This is a genomic window from Halalkaliarchaeum sp. AArc-GB, from assembly GCF_031432225.1.
Classification (GTDB): Archaea; Halobacteriota; Halobacteria; order Halobacteriales; family Haloferacaceae; genus Halalkaliarchaeum.
The window spans coordinates 1-16,124 of sequence record NZ_JAVKGM010000004.1; the positions used below are offsets into that span (position 1 = coordinate 1).

Here is a 16,124-nt window from a genome sequence, read left to right on the forward strand (position 1 = left end):
AAACACGTGACGCAACGCTTACCCGCGACCACCGCCAATCCCGTGATATGACCGACGAGCGCGACGAGCGAGACGAACACGAGTTCTCCTCGGGCCAGGGGTTCGACGAGGAGTACGAGGAGTTCACCCTCGACCCGCCGGAGCTGTCCGTCGATCCCTCGAAGGTCGACCCCGTCGACTCGCGGGTGCTTTCGGACATCCTCGACGAACGGAACCTGGCGAGCGACCAGGTGGACGCCGAAGAACTGCTCGACATCGGGCTCTCCTACATGGGCATAAACCGGTTCGAAGAGGCGACAGAAACCCTCGAGCGGGCCGCGCAGTTCGCCGACGACGAGGGCATCTCACAGGAAGCGTGGGTGAACAAGGGCGCAGCCCACGCCCGACTCGAGGAGTACGACGCCGCCGTCGGCGCCTACGAGGAGGCGCTGCGCATCGACGACGACTCCGAGCACGCCGCCACCGCGGAGACGAATCTGGCGTACGCCCTCTGGGAATGGGGACACACGGAGGAAGCGCTCGAGCACGCCGAACGTGCAGTCGAGATCGATCCCCGATTCGCGCAAGCGTGGTACAATCGCGGCTTTTTCCTCCTCGAACGGGGCCTGGCCGAGGACGCCGTCACCGCGTTCGACAACGCGATCCGGCTCGGGATGCGCAACGCCGACGTCCTCGAGGAGAAGGCCAGGGCGCTCGAAGAGCAGGGCGAACACGAGGAGGCCGAAACCGTCCACGAACAGGCACAGGAACTGCGCGAACAGGCGGAACGCGAGCTCGTCGAGGAGCACGGCCGCCGCGAGAGCTGATGACGGACGATCCCATCGAGGACGGAACGGTGCTGCTCCGCGAGCGGGAAACCCCGGAGGGGCTTCTCGTCTCCGTCTGTGATTCCGACTGTCTCGGCGAAACCTACGACAACGGCAACGCGAGACTGGAAGTCGACCCCGGATTTTACGGGGGCGAGGCGGCCGTCGAGGCCAACGCCGACGCCGTCGTCGAGAGCCTCCACCGCGCACAGGTGGCGAACCTGGTGGGCACCGAGAGCGTCGGCGTGGCGATCGAGGCGGGGCTCGTCGACGAAGAGACGGTGCTCGAGTTCGAAGACACCAGACACGCCCAGTTGCTCTGGCTGTAGCGCCGCGATACACACGCAGCGCCTATGATTTCACATCCAGTCGACTCGAATTATAATTCGCTTAGCAGAGCTTATCCAGAGTTTATTGCTACATAACTACTTGTGGGCTTTCCGTAAGATGTGGAATGTTATCAACAATCAAACGACCGCCGGTCCGACCCGCCCGGACGGCCGACGAACAGCCCGATAGCGACGAAAAACGCTCGTGTCGGTCGGCGTATCGACCCCGAAACGCCGGGGTGACGGGGGAGTGAGATGGCGCGAGTTCCCGACTCGGAACCCCGGCGGTGGTTTCTCCACGCAGTGTGTGTCGCGAGCGTCGCGGGACTCGCGGGCTGTTCCGGCGACGAGCCCGATCCGGACGACGTGGTCGGCGAGGATCCCGCGGACGACCCTCCCGAGGACGATACGACGTCTGACGACGATTCCACCCCCGACGACTCCCCTGCGGAGGACGACGATCCGCAAGTGGAGATAGCCGCCGACATCGACCCCCACGTCAGCGAAACGTGGGTACGCCAGGAACAGCCGGACGGTAGAGTGGTCGTCAACGAGCTGTACACCGAGTGGGACACGGAGAACGATCGAGTGTACCGCCGTGTCGAAACCACCATGGAGAACGACGAGACGGTCGAGGTTCCGGTAATGGAGTATTACGTCGTCGGGGAGACCACCTATCAGCTCCGTCCGGACGGCTGCGTGAGTTTCGACGGACGGCTGATCAGGCGGGACGAACTCCGGGAAGCGAACGTGCGGCTCCCCGACGTCCGGGAGATCGAAACCGACGACGACGCCGAGTACCTCGGGCCGGACGTAGTGGACGGACGGGACGTCGACGTCTGGCGGTTCACTCCCGACGAAACGTTCGCACACGACGGAGAGATGACGGTGGCCGTCGAGGTGGCAACCGGCCACGTCCTGCTGATAGAGAGCTGGTACGAGACGGGGCACGGGGACAACCCGGTCGTGATCCGGTTCGAACAGCGGAACCACAGCTTCGGCGAGTCGTTCGAGATCGAACCGCCCGAAGAGTGCGAGAGCTGACACCCCGTCCCCTGTTCTCTCCGACAGCCGAAACGCACCCCTCGCCGGGCTCAGCGAGGCTACGCACCGTCGCCACGGACCGAAGAGAAATTACGCGTTCGCTCCTACGTTCCGACAATGGGAGCCCAAGAATCGTATCCAGTCGACGTCGAGGCGATCCGTGCCGACTTCCCGATCCTCGAGCGGAAGGTCGGCGGGGACGTCACGACGCCCGGTGAGAGTCCGGACGACACCGAACCGCTGGTGTACCTCGACAACGCGGCGACGAGTCACACCCCCGAGCCGGTCGTCGAGGCGATCACTGACTACTACCGAGGGTACAACTCCAACGTCCACCGCGGCATCCATCAGCTGAGCCAGGAGGCGTCAGTCGCCTACGAGGAAGCTCACGACCGCGTGGCGGAGTTCATCGGCGCTGAGGGACGCGAAGAGATCATCTTCACGAAGAACACGACTGAAGCGGAGAACCTGGTCGCGTACGCGTGGGGGCTCAACGAGCTCGGCCCGGGCGACAACGTGGTGCTCACCCAGATGGAGCACCACGCGTCGCTGGTCACCTGGCAGCAACTGTGCAAGAAGACCGGCGCCGAAGCGCGGTTCATCCGGGTCGACGAGGACGGCTACCTCGACATGGATCACGCCGCGGAGCTGATCGACGAGGACACCAAGATGGTGAGCGTCGTCCACGTCTCGAACACGCTCGGTACCGTCAATCCCGTCACGGAGCTGACTGAGATGGCTCACGAGGTGGGGGCGTACTCGTTCGTCGACGCGGCCCAGTCGGTGCCCAACCGGCCGGTCGACGTCGGCGAGATCGACGCCGACTTCCTGGCGTTTTCGGGCCACAAGATGCTCGGCCCGACGGGAATCGGCGTGCTGTACGGGAAACAGCACGTCTTAGATGAGATGGAGCCGTACCTCTACGGCGGCGAGATGATCCGGCGGGTCACCTACGAGGACGCAGAGTGGGAGGACCTCCCCTGGAAGTACGAAGCGGGTACTCCCGTCATCGAGCAGGGGATCGCCCTCGAGGCGGCGATCGACTACCTCGAGGACGTCGGCCTCGAGGCGATCCAGGCCCACGAGGAACTGCTCGCGGAGTACGCTTACGACCGCCTCACGGAGCGGGGCGACGTGGAGATCTACGGACCGCCGGGCGACGACCGGGGTGGACTGGTGGCGTTCAACGTCGAGGGCGTCCACGCCCACGACCTCTCGAGCATCCTCAACGACCACGCGGTCGCGATCCGGGCGGGCGACCACTGTACGCAGCCGCTGCACGACACCCTCGAGATCGCCGCGTCCGCGCGAGCGTCGTTTTACCTGTACAACACCAGAGCCGAGGTCGACAAACTGCTCGAGGCGGTCGACGCCGCGGCCGAACTGTTCGGATGAAACGAACGGACGGCACCGACGCGGCCAAACGCGCCGCCGGCGAGGCGGCCGCGGAGCTCGTCGAGGACGGGACGGTCGTCGGACTCGGCACCGGTTCGACGGCGGCGTTCGCGATCCGCGCGATCGGGCGCCGGGTCGACGCCGGACTCGACGTCCGTGGGGTGGCGACGTCGTTTGCGGCCCGGGAGCTCGCACGCGACTGCGGGATCCCGCTGGTGGAGCTTCCCGACGTCACCGGCGTCGAACAGGGTGAGGCGGCCGGTGGTTCCGGGATCGATCTCGCGATCGACGGCGCCGACCAGGTCGCCGACGGCGACCTCATAAAGGGCGGCGGCGCAGCCCACGCTCGTGAGAAACTCGTCGACGACGCTGCAGACCGGTTCGTCGTGGTCGTCGACCGGTCGAAAGTCGCCGACGCGCTCGCCGCGCCGGTTCCAGTGGAGGTGCTCCCGGACGCCCGGGGGACCGTCACCGACGCCGTGTTCGATCTCGGCGGCGAGGCGACGCTGCGGACGGCCGACCGGAAAGACGGCCCGGTCGTCACCGACAACGGGAACCTGGTTTTAGACTGCGAGTTCGGCCGGATTGACGATCCCGACGCGCTCTCCGCGCGGCTCTCGGCGCTCCCCGGCGTCGTCGAGCACGGGCTGTTCGTCGGAATCGCAGACGAGGTGTACGTCGGCGACGACGGCGGCGACGTCGACGTTCTCGGTCGATAGCCGTCGCTCGCCGGTCGAAAAAATCAAAAACGGAAATCGCCCGGATTACAGGTCGCGAGGCTGGACCGTCTTGCGGTCGTTCGCCTCGGCTCGGCGGGCGGCGTCTTCCAGCAGTTCCGCGACTTCCTCGTCGAGCGCGTCGTAGAAGTCCGAAGCAACGTTTTTGTCGTCCAGCGCCTCTTTGACTGCTGCTTTGACGATAAGATCTGCCATGCAGTCGAAGATATTGACGCGTACTTAATAAGACTTCCCAAATTCTGGCGCGAGCGGCCCCGTATCGCCCCGATTCGACTACTCGTTGCGCCTCGAGAGCGGTGTTTGTTTTACATTCGATAATCCAGGAACGAAAGTTCAACATAAAAAGTCCCCCTTAGCTATCGGGGTATTGATTATAGTAGAGTATATGACCCCCGAGAACGTAGGGTGTGATACAGCCTGTGAAGGAGGCCAAAGAGACAATGGCAACCTGCGATCACTGTGGTTCGCACGTATCCGAACAGTTCGCCCGCGTGTTCGCCGACGGACAAGGACAGCTCAACGCCTGTCCGGCCTGTTCGGCGAACGCGGGGATCGCCGAAGTGGCGCGACACCGCGCTCGTTCGCGAAACTGACCGATCCAGCTGACGGCCACACGTATCGAACGACGACTGCGCACCGCCCGACAGAAAACCGACGTGAACATCCGGAGCCGGACAACTCTTTGTTTCCGGCCCCGACGTCTCCGATAGTGCCGTACGTGTACGTCCTCGAGTGCGCCGACGGAACGCTATACACCGGCTACACGACCGACGTCGAGCGGCGGGTTGCAGAACACAACGCGGGCGAGGGCGCGAAGTACACTCGAGGCCGGACACCCGTTCGCCCGGTCTACGTCGAGGAACACGACACGCGGTCGGCGGCGATGTCCCGGGAACACGAGATCAAGTCGCTCTCGCGCCGGGAGAAACAGCGGCTGGTCGACGGGGACGGTGATCAGTCGCCGGACGGTTTTTGACCGCGGCCGCACATGCCGGCGTATGGACACCGAGCGGACAGACGCCGACGCGATTTCCTTTGGAACCGACGGCTGGCGGGCGCCTCTGGAGGAGTTCACCGACGGGCGGCTCCGGCTCGTCGCGCGAGCGATCGCCGACCATCTGCGGGCCGAACGAGAGGACGGTCCCGTGGCCGTCGGCTACGACGCCCGCGGGAGCTCGCCGGGGTTCGCCGAAACCGTCGCCGAGACGCTCGCGGACGAGGGGTTCGACGTCCTGCTGCCGGAGCGGGACGTCCCAACCCCCGTGATCGCCCACGCGGTCGTCGACCGCGGCTGTGCGGGCGCGGTCGTGATCACCGCCTCCCACAACCCCCCCGAGTACAACGGCGTGAAGTTCCTCCCCGGCGACGGCGCGCCGGCGCTTCCGGACGCCACCGACGACATCGAATCCAGACTGGGAGAATCCGACGGAACGGACGACCGACGCGAGAGCGGAGAGATCCGGCGGTTCGATCCGATCGAACCGCACCGACGCGCGGCCCGCCGGCTCGTGGACGCCGACATCGAGGGAGTCACCGTCGTGTACGATGCGATGCACGGCAGCGGTCGGGACGTCACCGACGGGCTGCTTTCCGCGGCAGGAGCGACGGTGATCCGCCGGCGGTGCTCGCAGGACCCCGACTTCGGCGGCGGCGCGCCGGATCCGGTCCCGGAACGGCTCGAGGGGCTGGTCGCCGCCGTCGGGGAGCACGGCGCCGATCTCGGAATCGCAAACGACGGGGACGCCGATCGGATCGCGATCGTCACACCCGAGGGCCACCTCGACGCCAATCGCTTCTTCGCGGCGACCTACGAGGCGCTGCTTTCGGAGGACCTTCTCGGTTCGCCAGTCGACGACGAGGGAGTCGTAACGCCCCCGACGTCGGGCGAACGCGGCGTCGTCCGAACCGTCTCGACGACGTTCCTGATCGATCGGATCGCCGAGGCCCACGGCGAGTTCGTCCGTGAGGTGCCGGTCGGGTTCAAGTGGGTCGCCGAGGCGATGGCCGACCGAGACGTGATCTTCGGCGGGGAAGAGTCGGGCGGGTTCAGCGTCCGGGGTCACGTCCGGGAGAAGGACGGCGTGTTGATGGCGCTGCTCGCGGCCGCGGTGACGGCGGCCGAGCCGTACGACGCCAGGGTCGATCGCCTGTTCGACCTCCACGGGGAGATCCACACCGCCCGGCGGAACGTCGACTGTCCGGACGACCGGAAGGCCGCCGTGGTCTCCAAACTGGAAGGTGTCGTCCCGGAGGCGATCGCGGGCGAGCCCGTCGATCGGGTGGTCACGCTCGACGGGTTCAAGCTCCTGCTCGCCGACGGCTCGTGGGTGCTCGTGCGCCCGTCGGGAACGGAGCCGAAGCTCAGGGTGTACGCGGAGGCAGACGCGGGCGATCGCGCCGACGAACTGGCTTCCGCCGGCGTGGAGCTCGTCGAGTCGCTACGGTGAGGACGCAACCGACTTCAGCCCCCGGACCCGCGTTCGGGTATGAACAACCCGGAGCTTTCACAGCTGGACTGGCGGCTCGTTCCCGAGGAGTCCCGGCCGGGACCGCTCCAGATGGCGCTCGACGAAACCGCCGCCGAAACGGCAGCCGCGGGCGGTCCCTGTACGGTCCGGGTGTACCGCTGGGAGCCGAGCTGTCTCTCTCTCGGCTACCACCAGGATCCCGACACCGTCGACTGGGAGTTCTGCCGACGAGAGGGAATCGACGTCACCCGGCGCCAGACGGGCGGCGGCGGCATCTACCACGACAGCTGGGGGGACATCTCCTACTCGATCGCGGTGCCAGCCGAGTCGGTTCCGGGAGACCTGTTGGACTGCTATCACTTGCTGTGTGAGCCGGTGCTGGCGGCGCTTTCGCGGATGGGCGTCGACGCCGGCTTCGCCGACGAGAAGCGTCCAGCGATCCACCAGCCGGCGTGTTACCTCCGCGAGTTACACCCCGCCCACGACGTCGTCGTCGACGGGCGGAAACTCTCGGGCAACGCCCAGTACCGCCGCCACGACGCCGTGATCCAGCACGGATCGATCACCTTCGAGTCGCTTCCGGGGCGCCACCTCGAGACGTTCGCAAATCCGGAGACGTCGGCGGCGACGTTCCGGGAACGGACCACCGACGTCGCGAGCGAGACCGACCGGTCGGACGGGATCGCCCGGCACGACGCCGTCGAAACACTCGAGGAGTGCCTGACCGAGTGGGTCGGCGCGACGACCGGTTCCTGGACCGACGACGAACTCGAACGGGCCCGAAAGCGGGTCGACGAAAAGTACGCCGCCGAGTCGTGGGTGCGCGAACGGGAAGCGCCCCGGGCGTGACCGTCACCGGCCACGGAGACTGCGGGGGATCGAAGTCCATTTGAGCGATACCCACCTGTTGTCTGTATGACTCTCAAAGTCGGAGCACACGTCTCCATCGCCGGCGGCGTCGACAACGCCGTCGAGAACCAGCTGGAGATCGGCGGTAACTGCGGTCAGATCTTCACTCACTCCCCGCAGGTGTGGCAAGACCCGAACATCGGCGACGAGGAGGCGACGGCGTTCCGGGACGGCACCGACGCGAACCTCGACGGGCCGTGGGTGATCCACAGTTCGTATCTGGTGAACCTGTGTACGCCGAAAGACGATCTCCGCGAGAAGTCGATCGACTCGATGCAGAAGGAACTCGACGCCGCAGCAACGTTGGACATCCCGTACGTCAACGTCCACCTCGGCGCCCACACCGGTGCCGGCGTCGAAGCCGGGCTCGACAACGCCGCGTCGGCGCTCGACGAACTGGAGGTCCCGAATGGCGTGACGATCCTCGTCGAATCCGACGCCGGCAGCGGGACGAAGCTCGGCGGCCAGTTCGAGCATCTTGCGGCGGTGCGCTCCCGGTCGAACCAGGATCTGGACGTCTGTCTGGACACCGCCCACGCGTTCGCGGCCGGATACGACCTCTCGACGCCCGACGCGGTCGAGGAGACGATCGCGGAGTTCGACGACGTGATCGGGCTGGAACACCTGCAGTGTGTCCACCTCAACGACTCGAAGCACGCCTGCGGGACCAACAAGGACGAACACGCCCACGTAGGCGAGGGGGAGATCGGCGAGGACGGCATGCGCGCGTTCGTCAACCATCCCGCCCTCGCGGACGTGCCGCTCGTGCTGGAGACGCCCACCGAAGACGGCAAGGGGTTCGAGTGGAACGTCTCCCGCGTCCGGGAGCTTCGCGATGGAGTGCAAGCGGTGTAGGACGTCCCTCGAAAAGCCGGGGGACTACTGTCTGGCCTGCGACACCGGAAACAGCGACGCCGTCGTCGTCGAGTTCGGATCCGAACGGGCAACGCTGTCGATGCTCGACGAGGAGACGATCGTCGGGCAGACGATCGTCACGACGACGCCCGAATCCGGCGGGGAGGTCGGGGTCGTCCAGTTGCGCAATTTCGCCGGGCGGGTCGCAGACGAGATCCGCCGCAAGCGTCCCGAGACGGTGTACGCAGCCGGACAGCGGGCTCCGCTTCGGGAGGCCCGCAAACAGCTCCGCTACGAGTTCTACCGCGTCCCCGACGACGATCCCGTCGAGTGGGTCCTCGACCGGCGCGGCGACCGGGCGCTCGAAGTCGTCGACGTCGCCCCCCGCGAGAAACTCGGAGGCAGACACTCGACGCTGATCGGCGGCCGCGACGGCCGACGGGCAGTGACGACGGTCGCGGAGCACCCACACGTAAAAAAGCTCATTCCCGGACCGATCGACGCCGGCGGCACCGGCTCCCGGACCGGGCTCCGGGCGAAGGCGACCCGTGCCGACGACAACGGCAACCTCCGGTTGCTGTTGCGCTCGGGATCGAGCGTCCAGGAGAACCGGATCGTCACGACCGCACCCGACCGCGAGACGGGCGAGCGGATCCGCGAGGACCTCAACGAGGCGCTCCGGGAGGCCGAACTGCAGGACGGAGGGTGACCGCCGCGTGACCGCCGTCCCCCATCCCGAGTCAGGTCACTCGAACGTCTCGTCGAACGCCCGCGCGCCGAGGGGATCGAACGTGCAGGCGGCGACGTTCTCCCGGACGTGTTCGGGTCGGGACATCCCAACCAGCGAGCAGGTCACGCCCGGGGCGGACCGCGCGAAGTTGATCGCCCGCTGGATCGGGCTGTCGCCCGCGAGCCGGGCGTCAACGTCGGGCGGGATGGCTCCCTCGGTGGTCAGTTCCCCCTGGCCGATGCTCGCGCTCGTGAACGCGCCGAGCCCGGCCTCCCGGGCACACTCGAGTGCGCTTTTCTCCACCCCGTCGACGAGGTGAACCCGTTCGGTGAAGGCGTCGGCCATGTGGACGTTGAACGGGAGCTGGATCGCCGCCAGCCCGTGGCCGTCGAACCCGTGATCGGCGACACCGACGGCGTCGGCCGCCGACGCCGCCCGGGAGATGACCTCCGGAAGCGAGAGGTACCGCTCGTGTCCCTGCGGAACTCTAAACGCGTCCCAGGTTGCGACCCCGTAGCTGCCGACGTCGCCGGCGATCCGCCGACGCTCGAGCAGCCGGAACGCGGCCTCCAACTGATCGTACACGGCCGCCCGGGAGCGTGCCGCGAGCTGCGTTTCGGGATTGTGAACGTAGTGGAGATCGAGGTGATCCAGCCCGAGGTTGTCGAGCGAGCGGTCGATCATCGCGTCCAGAAACGATGGCACGATGCAGTGACTCCCCATGGCGAGGTCTTCCTGCGAGGCGAGCCCCGTCTCGACGAACTCCTGTCGGACGTACGCACCCGGATCGTCCGGTCGGCTCCCGTCGAACGGGACGAATCCCCCCTTCGTCGCGACGAGTACTTCCTCGCGATCGGCGTCGCTCTCGCGGATCGCCCGGCCCACCGCGTGTTCGCTGCGCTGACACCGGTAGTTGATCGCCGTGTCGACCACGTTGACGCCGTTTTCCAGCGCCGTGACGATCGCCTCTCGGTAGCTGTCGTCTACAGCGTCGGTGGGTTCGCCGAGATACGTCCCGATCCCGAGACTGGAGACGACGCCCGGGCCGAACTGGCGAAACCCCGTCCGCCCGAACGCGTCGCAAAACCGGTCGCGGTACCGCCAGGTTCCCTCCGTGGTGGCCATGAGGGTCGTACGGTCTCGACTGTGTTAAGCCGGCGGGCGACGGCGGCCGGGTCCCAGGGATACGTCGGCCCCCAGGGGAGCGTTCGCGGTAGTAACCGTTATACAAGATCTGTCCTATGCGTAACCCATGCAACGACGCACGGTAGCGATTTACGCGGCGTTTTTCCTCTTGATCGGGGTCGCGTCGTACTCGCTGATCGCGACGGCCGAGGATCCGGAAATACAGTTCGACGATCCGGACGTCGAGCTGGCGGAAGGCGACCAGTTCGAAATCGACGGACAGCTGTACACGGTGGCGACCCTCGATCGGTTAGAAGAGGAGGGCGACATGGGTGAAACTCGGATTACCTACGAGGCGACGATCGAGTGGACGGTGGTGGACGCACAACAGGAGGAGACGTGGGAGAACGGTACCGTGATCCCGCACGCAGACGGCGACTACGAGGTGCTCGTCGACGGCGACGATCCGGAGACGTTCACCCTGCGTGAGGTGATCGACAGGGAGACGATCCTCGCCGACGATCCGAGCGCCGACAACGAAACGGTCGAGCGAAACGGCGAGGAGTACGTCGTGATCGAAGCGGACGGGGAAACCGAGTTCGTCCCCGCAGACGAGTACTTCCCCGCGCCACAGGAGCGACAGTTCGCCGTGGGCGATGCGTTCGAGTACGGGAACCACACCGCGTCCGTCGAGGCGATCGACGAAATGGGCGTGACCGTGACGTGGTCGGAAGACGAGATGCGAACGACCACACTCACGCAGGGTGCGGAGACGACGTTCGGCGAGACGGAGTATCTCGCACACTTCATCGGGGAGGGGGACGACCTCCGGTTGCAGCTGACGACCGACTTCGAGAGCTACGAGGCACAGCTCGCCGGGATCGAACAGTACGAACAGAAGGTGACCGGGCTGTGGTACGTCACCACCCTCGCCGGGCTCATGGTGATCACGCTGCTCTCGTTCGCGTATCTCCCCTCGCGCTACTGATTCCGGCCGACAGATTCTTTCCCCGGACCGTCGTCTCTCCGGTATGACCGATTGGAAAGAGCGGATCCGTCAACTCGCGCCCCACTGGGCGATGATGTTCATTCTCATGATCGGCGTGCTCGCGGTGATCGAAGCGTTCGTGATGACACTTTCCTTCTGGCAGTCGCTCGTGGTCGTGTTCGTCATTGGCTTCGGCTACCCGCCGGTCGTTCGCCGGCTCGGCTACGCGCCGCCGGTCTGGCAGCGACAGTGAGGTGACGCGGTCTCGAACCGACCGGAACTCCTTCGGGGCGTGAATGTGTCCGACCGTTACATATAATACCCAACATTGCCAAGTGAAGGCATACTATGTCAATGGGTGCCTATGACGAGGACGAGCACGAGCGCCGCGAACGGAAGGCCACGACTGTCGATGCCGACTTCGACGACGAACGGACGGAGTACGACGGGACACTCACCTACGATTCGGGGGACTCTGCGGAGGAACTGCTCGATCAGTTCCGCGAGTTGCAGGGCAAGTGACGACGGGTTTTTCCGACCGATTCCGCACTGCTACTGATCACTCTGCCTCCATCCCGGGGTAGCGGGGGCACCGTATTTCCGGTCGAAGTCTAGCCACGATTCCGTCACCGGGGTTCCCGGTTCCTCGGCCCGTTCGGTCCACGCCGAGCGCGCGTCCCCGACCCAGAAGCCGTCCGACTCCACGCAGTCATCGGGTTCCCGCAGCGCCGTCTCGGCCTGCCGGACCCGGACGTCGTCGACTGCGAGCGTTCCGGGCGCCGATCCGGCCGCGACGCTCAAAAAGGGTGCCAGGTGTTCCCGCCGCGGATCGCCGGCGACGATCCGAGCGACCGTCCCGTCGAGCGCGTCCGGCTCGGGATGGGCGAACACGCTGCCGCCGAGCGCGCCGGGATCGAACGGGTTTGGCGCGTCGTCGGGGGGATCGTCGTCCAGTAGCCTGTCGCCGCCGAAGGCGTCCTCGACCCGTTCGCATTCGGTTTCCCGTCCGAGACGGAGGTTCGTCCCCGGATACGTCGAACACGTCTCCGGGTAGTGGTCGTCCCTGTGGATCCGACATTGCAGGGTTTCGGGATCCAGGAAGACGCAGGCGTCGAGCCACGTCCGGCCGGGCGCGTCGCGTCCGTCTCCGTTGGCGGTGTCGGCGTCGGTGCCGAACGGCGCGACGGGCTTTGGCGCCACGCGGAGGCCGACGAGGAACACTGGGCGCCCCCGTATCGCCGCCAGGTCGTGGCCGTCGACACACACCGCGTCGTCGCCGTCCTCCGGCTCGAACAGTCGAACCGTCAACGCGTCCCCGTATCCGGCCTCGATGAACCCTCTGACCTCCCGACCGCTCAGTTGCGGGAAGTTGTACCGATCGTCCAGCGGCTCTCGGCGCCCCCGACGTTCGTGATCGCTGCCGTCGGGGACCAGCGGACGCCAGTCCAGACAGCAGCCCGCACAGCCCTCGCAGTCGAGACGCACACAGAATGGTACACACTCGCACGACAAAAGCCGACCGGCGACCGCTACCGCCGAGAAGCGACCGTCCGCTGGCCAGGGACCTCTGCCGACCCGAACGCCTGGAAGGGACCTCCGCCGACCCGAAGGGAGCCCCTTTAGGGCTGTAGCGCGTAGGACGATCGATGGCAACCAAGCGGTGTGACGTCTGTGGCGACGACGTCAGGATCGGGGGCGGGATCGCGGACCTCTGGAACTTCGAGTTCTCTTCGACCCAGGGGATGACCCTCGAACTGACCGACGACACCGAGCACTTCCTCTGTTTCGACTGCATGGAGCGGCTTCCCGGCGACAGGGAGCCAACCAACGCGGACATCGACGCGCTCCGTGGAGATCCCGACGCGTTCCGTAGCGATTCCGACCCCGAAGACGACGATTTATGACCGATCGCGGGAGTACCAGCTGACATGGGCGTTTCCGTCGGATCACCACCAGTCCCCGCCATGGCCGACCGTGCAGACGCCTGCGCGAGGCAGCTGCGGGAGGCCGGTCGCGTTCTCCTCGCGTCCCACATCGACGCCGACGGCCTCACGAGCGCCGCGATCGCCTCGACCGCCCTCGAGCGCGCCGGAATCCCCCACGAGGTCGTCTTCGAGAAACAGCTGGATGCCGAGTCGATCGCCGGAATCGCCGCCCGCGAGTACGACACCGTGCTGTTCACCGACTTCGGCTCCGGGCAACTGGAGGAGCTCCGTCTCCACGAGACCGCGGGCGCGTTCACGCCGGTGATCGCCGACCACCACCAGCCGGCCGACGCCGAAACCGACTACCACCTCAACCCGCTTTTGTTCGGGATCGACGGCGCAGCCGAGCTGTCGGGGGCGGGGGCGGCGTACGTGCTCGCCCGGGCGATGGAATCGCTGGCCACTACACGTGAGGGGAAACCGGTGGACAACCGCGACCTCGCGGCGCTTGCAGTCGTCGGGGCCGTCGGCGACATGCAGGGGGGTACCGACGGGCTCACGGGGGCAAACGAGGCGATCCTCGAGGAGGGAATCGAAGCGGGCGCGATCGAGTCGGCCACGGATCTGGCGATCTACGGGAGGCAGACGCGACCCCTGCCGAAGTTCCTCGAGTACGCCACCGACGTCCGGATCCCCGGGATCACGAACGACGAGGCGGGCGCGGTGCGGTTCCTCTCGGAGCTGTCCGTCGACCTGAAACGGGATGGCGACTGGCGCGTCTGGGCCGATCTGTCGCCCGCGGAGCGGCAGACGGTCGCGAGCGCGCTCATCCGGCGGGCGATCGAGCGCGGCGTTCCCTCGAGCCGGGTGGAGACACTCGTGGGGACCTCCTACACCCTGCTCGAGGAGGAGCCCGGAACCGCCCTCAGGGACGTAAGCGAGTTCTCGACGCTGTTGAACGCGACCGCGCGGTACGAACGGGCAGACGTCGGGCTCGCGGTGTGTCTCGGCGACCGCGGACCCGCGCTGGAGCGGGCCCGGACGCTGCTTTCGAACCACCGGCGGAACCTCTCGGAGGGACTCGAGTGGGTGAAATCCGAAGGCGTCACCGTCGAGTCGAACGTCCAGTGGTTCGACGCCGGCACCCGGATCCGGGAGACGATCGTCGGGATCGTCGCCGGGATGGCGATCGGTACGCCGGCGATCGACGGCGGCAAACCGATCGTGGCGTTCGCGTCGAAAAACAAAACCGAACTGAAAGTGTCCGCCCGAGGGAACTACCGGCTCGTTCGGAAGGGACTGGACCTCTCTGCAGCCATGCAGAAGTCCGCCAGGAGTGTCGGCGGCGACGGCGGCGGCCACGACGTCGCCGCGGGCGCGACGATTCCCGCCGAAATGCGAAACGAGTTCCTTGCCGCCGTCGACGAGCTGATCGGCGAACAGCTGTCCTGAACGGGGATCCTTTATAAGTCAAGAGGACGCAACGGTTGATATGGTGACGTTCGTCAAGACGGGGGTCGACGGACTCGATTCCCTGCTGGGTGGCGGCTTCAGGCCGCAGTCGGCGGTGCTGGTGAGCGGGAACCCCGGGACCGGAAAGAGCATCTTCGGGATTCAGTACCTGTATCACGGCGCGATCGAGGAGGACCAGCGCGGGATCTACGTCTCCTTCGAGGAGGACGAAGACGACATCCGTCAGGCCGCCGAGTCGATCGGGCTCGACGAGTGGGGCGATCTCGTCGACGACGGCAAGATCACCGTGTACGGCAAGCGAGAGATGCTGGGCAACGGAAACTTCTCCGCCACGCTCGACAAGTTGCTCGACGCGCTGGAGGAGGACTCCTACGAACGGCTCGTGCTGGATTCACTTTCGATGTTCCAGCTCTTCTTCGAGGACGAACAGGAGGAGCGAACCTACCTGCTGAAGTTCACCGACATTCTCAAGGATTACGGAGTGACGTCGCTTTTGATAAACGAGCAGGGCGCAGTCTTCCCGAAGACCGAAGTCGGACTGGAGAACTTCCTCACCGATGGCAACGTCTACTTCATCCAGACCCCGACGGAGTCCGGCGTCAACCGATACGTCTGGGTGGCGAAGATGCGAAAGCAGGACATCGACACCGACATCTATCCGATGGAGATCGGCGACGGGGGAATCACGGTGCACGAACAGGCGGGCGGCTTCTCGATGATGGGTGGCGAACGTGGCGTTCCGGGAACGTCCGGATCGGACGCCGACAGCGGCCCGTCGTTTTGAGGACCTGATCTGCTTTCCGGCTGGACCGGCTGGAGGCCGATCCGCGTTCAGGCGTCCGAGAGGGTCCGCCAGACGTCGTCGAGGCGGTTTTTCACTTCCGTCCGTTCGGTGACGTTGACGGACACCCCGTCCTGGAAGTCGATCTCGACCTGATCGACGTTTCGCCGATACACCTTCACCCGTCGGTGCTCCTCCGAGAGGGGTCGATCGTACAGTTCGAGCAGCTCTGCGTCGGTCAGCTCGTCGATGCGGCGATAACAGGTCGCGATCGGAACGTCGAGCTCCTCGCTCAGGTCCTGAGCGGACTTCGGCTCCGTCGTCGCCGACAGGATGTCGGTGTTGTACTTGTTTCCGAGAACCTCTATCAGCTGCTCCGACGCCATGTAACCGTTCTCAGTTTTGATTCTTATTTACATAAGAGTACCGGACGAATGTCCCCTTTTCCAGCCGACGAGATCAGCACCGACAAATCGGCCGATCCGAGCCGAACACGACGGATTCAGCGCCGATATTCGGGTTTCGCATCCGATAATCGGTTCAATTATCGATAGGGAGA

General features: G+C 65.9%; 20 protein-coding genes and 1 pseudogene. 17 read left to right on the forward strand and 4 right to left on the reverse strand.

Translation table 11 applies throughout. The features are described 5' to 3' along the window. Positions 1-47: 47 nt before the first annotated feature. The 5 genes and pseudogenes from RH858_RS05730 to rpiA all read left to right on the forward strand — a co-directional run. A pseudogene (locus RH858_RS05730) lies at positions 48-785 on the forward strand (tetratricopeptide repeat protein); the annotation flags it as partial. A 50-nt stretch (positions 786-835) separates the two neighbouring features. Then, the gene (locus tag RH858_RS05735; RefSeq protein ID WP_310561402.1) at positions 836-1,135 is read left to right on the forward strand and encodes a DUF424 domain-containing protein; all 300 of its coding nucleotides are present in this window, start codon (positions 836-838) and stop codon (positions 1,133-1,135) included. A gap of 255 nt (positions 1,136-1,390) precedes the next feature. Further along, complete coding sequence (locus RH858_RS05740) at positions 1,391-2,179, forward strand: hypothetical protein (RefSeq protein ID WP_259534559.1); 789 nt, start codon at positions 1,391-1,393, stop codon at positions 2,177-2,179. 117 nt (positions 2,180-2,296) lie between these two features. Further along, on the forward strand, positions 2,297-3,574 hold the full coding sequence (locus RH858_RS05745) for a cysteine desulfurase (protein WP_310561327.1): 1,278 nt from the start codon (positions 2,297-2,299) through the stop codon (positions 3,572-3,574). Beyond that, complete coding sequence (gene rpiA, locus RH858_RS05750) at positions 3,571-4,293, forward strand: ribose-5-phosphate isomerase RpiA (RefSeq protein ID WP_259534557.1); 723 nt, start codon at positions 3,571-3,573, stop codon at positions 4,291-4,293. Before RH858_RS05745 ends, rpiA begins: the two co-directional genes overlap by 4 nt. 45 nt (positions 4,294-4,338) lie before the next feature. Here the strand turns inward: rpiA and RH858_RS05755 are convergent, their stop codons facing one another. Next, positions 4,339-4,506 (reverse strand): DUF1931 family protein, encoded by a 168-nt coding sequence (locus tag RH858_RS05755; RefSeq protein WP_119817817.1) that lies wholly within the window; start codon positions 4,504-4,506, stop codon positions 4,339-4,341. Between the two features lie 245 nt (positions 4,507-4,751). On the opposite strand from RH858_RS05755, the gene RH858_RS05760 reads away from it, so the two are divergent. The 6 genes from RH858_RS05760 (at position 4,752) to RH858_RS05785 (ending at position 9,252) form a co-directional block, all read left to right on the forward strand. Beyond that, positions 4,752-4,904 (forward strand): hypothetical protein, encoded by a 153-nt coding sequence (locus RH858_RS05760; protein ID WP_310561328.1) that lies wholly within the window; start codon positions 4,752-4,754, stop codon positions 4,902-4,904. A gap of 116 nt (positions 4,905-5,020) precedes the next feature. Continuing rightward, positions 5,021-5,287, forward strand: a complete 267-nt coding sequence (locus RH858_RS05765; RefSeq protein ID WP_259534556.1) for a GIY-YIG nuclease family protein — start codon at positions 5,021-5,023, stop codon at positions 5,285-5,287. A gap of 22 nt (positions 5,288-5,309) precedes the next feature. Continuing rightward, a complete protein-coding gene (locus RH858_RS05770) occupies positions 5,310-6,758 on the forward strand; it encodes a phosphoglucomutase/phosphomannomutase family protein (RefSeq protein WP_259534555.1) in 1,449 nt (482 codons plus the stop codon). Positions 6,759-6,797: 39 nt separating this feature from the next. Next, complete coding sequence (locus tag RH858_RS05775; RefSeq protein ID WP_310561329.1) at positions 6,798-7,628, forward strand: biotin/lipoate A/B protein ligase family protein; 831 nt, start codon at positions 6,798-6,800, stop codon at positions 7,626-7,628. A 66-nt stretch (positions 7,629-7,694) separates the two neighbouring features. Then, complete coding sequence (locus RH858_RS05780; protein WP_259534553.1) at positions 7,695-8,543, forward strand: deoxyribonuclease IV; 849 nt, start codon at positions 7,695-7,697, stop codon at positions 8,541-8,543. Then, a complete protein-coding gene (locus tag RH858_RS05785) occupies positions 8,524-9,252 on the forward strand; it encodes a DUF2103 domain-containing protein (protein WP_259534552.1) in 729 nt (242 codons plus the stop codon). Before RH858_RS05780 ends, RH858_RS05785 begins: the two co-directional genes overlap by 20 nt. Positions 9,253-9,288: 36 nt before the next feature. On the opposite strand, the gene RH858_RS05790 is transcribed toward RH858_RS05785, so the two are convergent. Then, entirely contained in the window at positions 9,289-10,398 is a 1,110-nt protein-coding gene (locus tag RH858_RS05790; RefSeq protein ID WP_259534551.1) for an aldo/keto reductase, read from the reverse strand. A gap of 127 nt (positions 10,399-10,525) precedes the next feature. Between RH858_RS05790 and RH858_RS05795 the strand changes: the two genes are divergently transcribed. The 3 genes from RH858_RS05795 (at position 10,526) to RH858_RS05805 (ending at position 11,908) form a co-directional block, all read left to right on the forward strand. Then, positions 10,526-11,386, forward strand: coding sequence for a hypothetical protein (locus RH858_RS05795; protein ID WP_259534550.1), 861 nt, complete (start codon positions 10,526-10,528; stop codon positions 11,384-11,386). Positions 11,387-11,429: 43 nt separating this feature from the next. Next, positions 11,430-11,639, forward strand: a complete 210-nt coding sequence (locus RH858_RS05800) for a hypothetical protein (RefSeq protein WP_259534549.1) — start codon at positions 11,430-11,432, stop codon at positions 11,637-11,639. Positions 11,640-11,740: 101 nt separating this feature from the next. Beyond that, positions 11,741-11,908 (forward strand): DUF5786 family protein, encoded by a 168-nt coding sequence (locus RH858_RS05805; RefSeq protein ID WP_259534548.1) that lies wholly within the window; start codon positions 11,741-11,743, stop codon positions 11,906-11,908. A 30-nt stretch (positions 11,909-11,938) separates the two neighbouring features. Here RH858_RS05805 and RH858_RS05810 read toward each other — a convergent pair whose 3' ends face one another. Beyond that, complete coding sequence (locus tag RH858_RS05810; RefSeq protein WP_259534547.1) at positions 11,939-12,871, reverse strand: YkgJ family cysteine cluster protein; 933 nt, start codon at positions 12,869-12,871, stop codon at positions 11,939-11,941. Positions 12,872-13,032: 161 nt separating this feature from the next. On the opposite strand from RH858_RS05810, the gene RH858_RS05815 reads away from it, so the two are divergent. Genes RH858_RS05815 through RH858_RS05825 form a run of 3 tightly spaced genes read left to right on the forward strand, consistent with a single transcriptional unit; the run spans position 13,033 to position 15,568 of the window. Next, a complete protein-coding gene (locus RH858_RS05815; RefSeq protein WP_259534546.1) occupies positions 13,033-13,290 on the forward strand; it encodes a hypothetical protein in 258 nt (85 codons plus the stop codon). A gap of 24 nt (positions 13,291-13,314) precedes the next feature. Further along, the gene (locus RH858_RS05820; RefSeq protein WP_310561330.1) at positions 13,315-14,763 is read left to right on the forward strand and encodes a DHH family phosphoesterase; all 1,449 of its coding nucleotides are present in this window, start codon (positions 13,315-13,317) and stop codon (positions 14,761-14,763) included. Between the two features lie 40 nt (positions 14,764-14,803). Beyond that, entirely contained in the window at positions 14,804-15,568 is a 765-nt protein-coding gene (locus tag RH858_RS05825; RefSeq protein WP_259534544.1) for an ATPase domain-containing protein, read from the forward strand. A gap of 47 nt (positions 15,569-15,615) precedes the next feature. Here RH858_RS05825 and RH858_RS05830 read toward each other — a convergent pair whose 3' ends face one another. Next, on the reverse strand, positions 15,616-15,951 hold the full coding sequence (locus RH858_RS05830) for a helix-turn-helix domain-containing protein (protein WP_259534543.1): 336 nt from the start codon (positions 15,949-15,951) through the stop codon (positions 15,616-15,618). Positions 15,952-16,124 lie beyond the last annotated feature (173 nt).

Excerpts from the sequence above, each read along its gene's own strand:
- RH858_RS05785 (WP_259534552.1), top strand. The coding sequence starts at position 8,524 with ATGGAGTGCAAGCGGTGTAGGACGTCCCTCGAAAAGCCGGGGGACTAC.
- RH858_RS05760 (WP_310561328.1), top strand. The coding sequence starts at position 4,752 with ATGGCAACCTGCGATCACTGTGGTTCGCACGTATCCGAACAGTTCGCC.
- RH858_RS05820 (WP_310561330.1), top strand. The coding sequence starts at position 13,315 with ATGGGCGTTTCCGTCGGATCACCACCAGTCCCCGCCATGGCCGACCGT.
- RH858_RS05780 (WP_259534553.1), top strand. The coding sequence starts at position 7,695 with ATGACTCTCAAAGTCGGAGCACACGTCTCCATCGCCGGCGGCGTCGAC.
- RH858_RS05815 (WP_259534546.1), top strand. The coding sequence starts at position 13,033 with ATGGCAACCAAGCGGTGTGACGTCTGTGGCGACGACGTCAGGATCGGG.
- rpiA (WP_259534557.1), top strand. The coding sequence starts at position 3,571 with ATGAAACGAACGGACGGCACCGACGCGGCCAAACGCGCCGCCGGCGAG.
- RH858_RS05770 (WP_259534555.1), top strand. The coding sequence starts at position 5,310 with ATGGACACCGAGCGGACAGACGCCGACGCGATTTCCTTTGGAACCGAC.
- RH858_RS05745 (WP_310561327.1), top strand. The coding sequence starts at position 2,297 with ATGGGAGCCCAAGAATCGTATCCAGTCGACGTCGAGGCGATCCGTGCC.
- RH858_RS05800 (WP_259534549.1), top strand. The coding sequence starts at position 11,430 with ATGACCGATTGGAAAGAGCGGATCCGTCAACTCGCGCCCCACTGGGCG.
- RH858_RS05740 (WP_259534559.1), top strand. The coding sequence starts at position 1,391 with ATGGCGCGAGTTCCCGACTCGGAACCCCGGCGGTGGTTTCTCCACGCA.
- RH858_RS05805 (WP_259534548.1), top strand. The coding sequence starts at position 11,741 with ATGGGTGCCTATGACGAGGACGAGCACGAGCGCCGCGAACGGAAGGCC.
- RH858_RS05795 (WP_259534550.1), top strand. The coding sequence starts at position 10,526 with ATGCAACGACGCACGGTAGCGATTTACGCGGCGTTTTTCCTCTTGATC.
- RH858_RS05825 (WP_259534544.1), top strand. The coding sequence starts at position 14,804 with ATGGTGACGTTCGTCAAGACGGGGGTCGACGGACTCGATTCCCTGCTG.
- RH858_RS05755 (WP_119817817.1), bottom strand. The coding sequence starts at position 4,506 with ATGGCAGATCTTATCGTCAAAGCAGCAGTCAAAGAGGCGCTGGACGAC.
- RH858_RS05790 (WP_259534551.1), bottom strand. The coding sequence starts at position 10,398 with ATGGCCACCACGGAGGGAACCTGGCGGTACCGCGACCGGTTTTGCGAC.
- RH858_RS05830 (WP_259534543.1), bottom strand. The coding sequence starts at position 15,951 with ATGGCGTCGGAGCAGCTGATAGAGGTTCTCGGAAACAAGTACAACACC.
- RH858_RS05775 (WP_310561329.1), top strand. The coding sequence starts at position 6,798 with ATGAACAACCCGGAGCTTTCACAGCTGGACTGGCGGCTCGTTCCCGAG.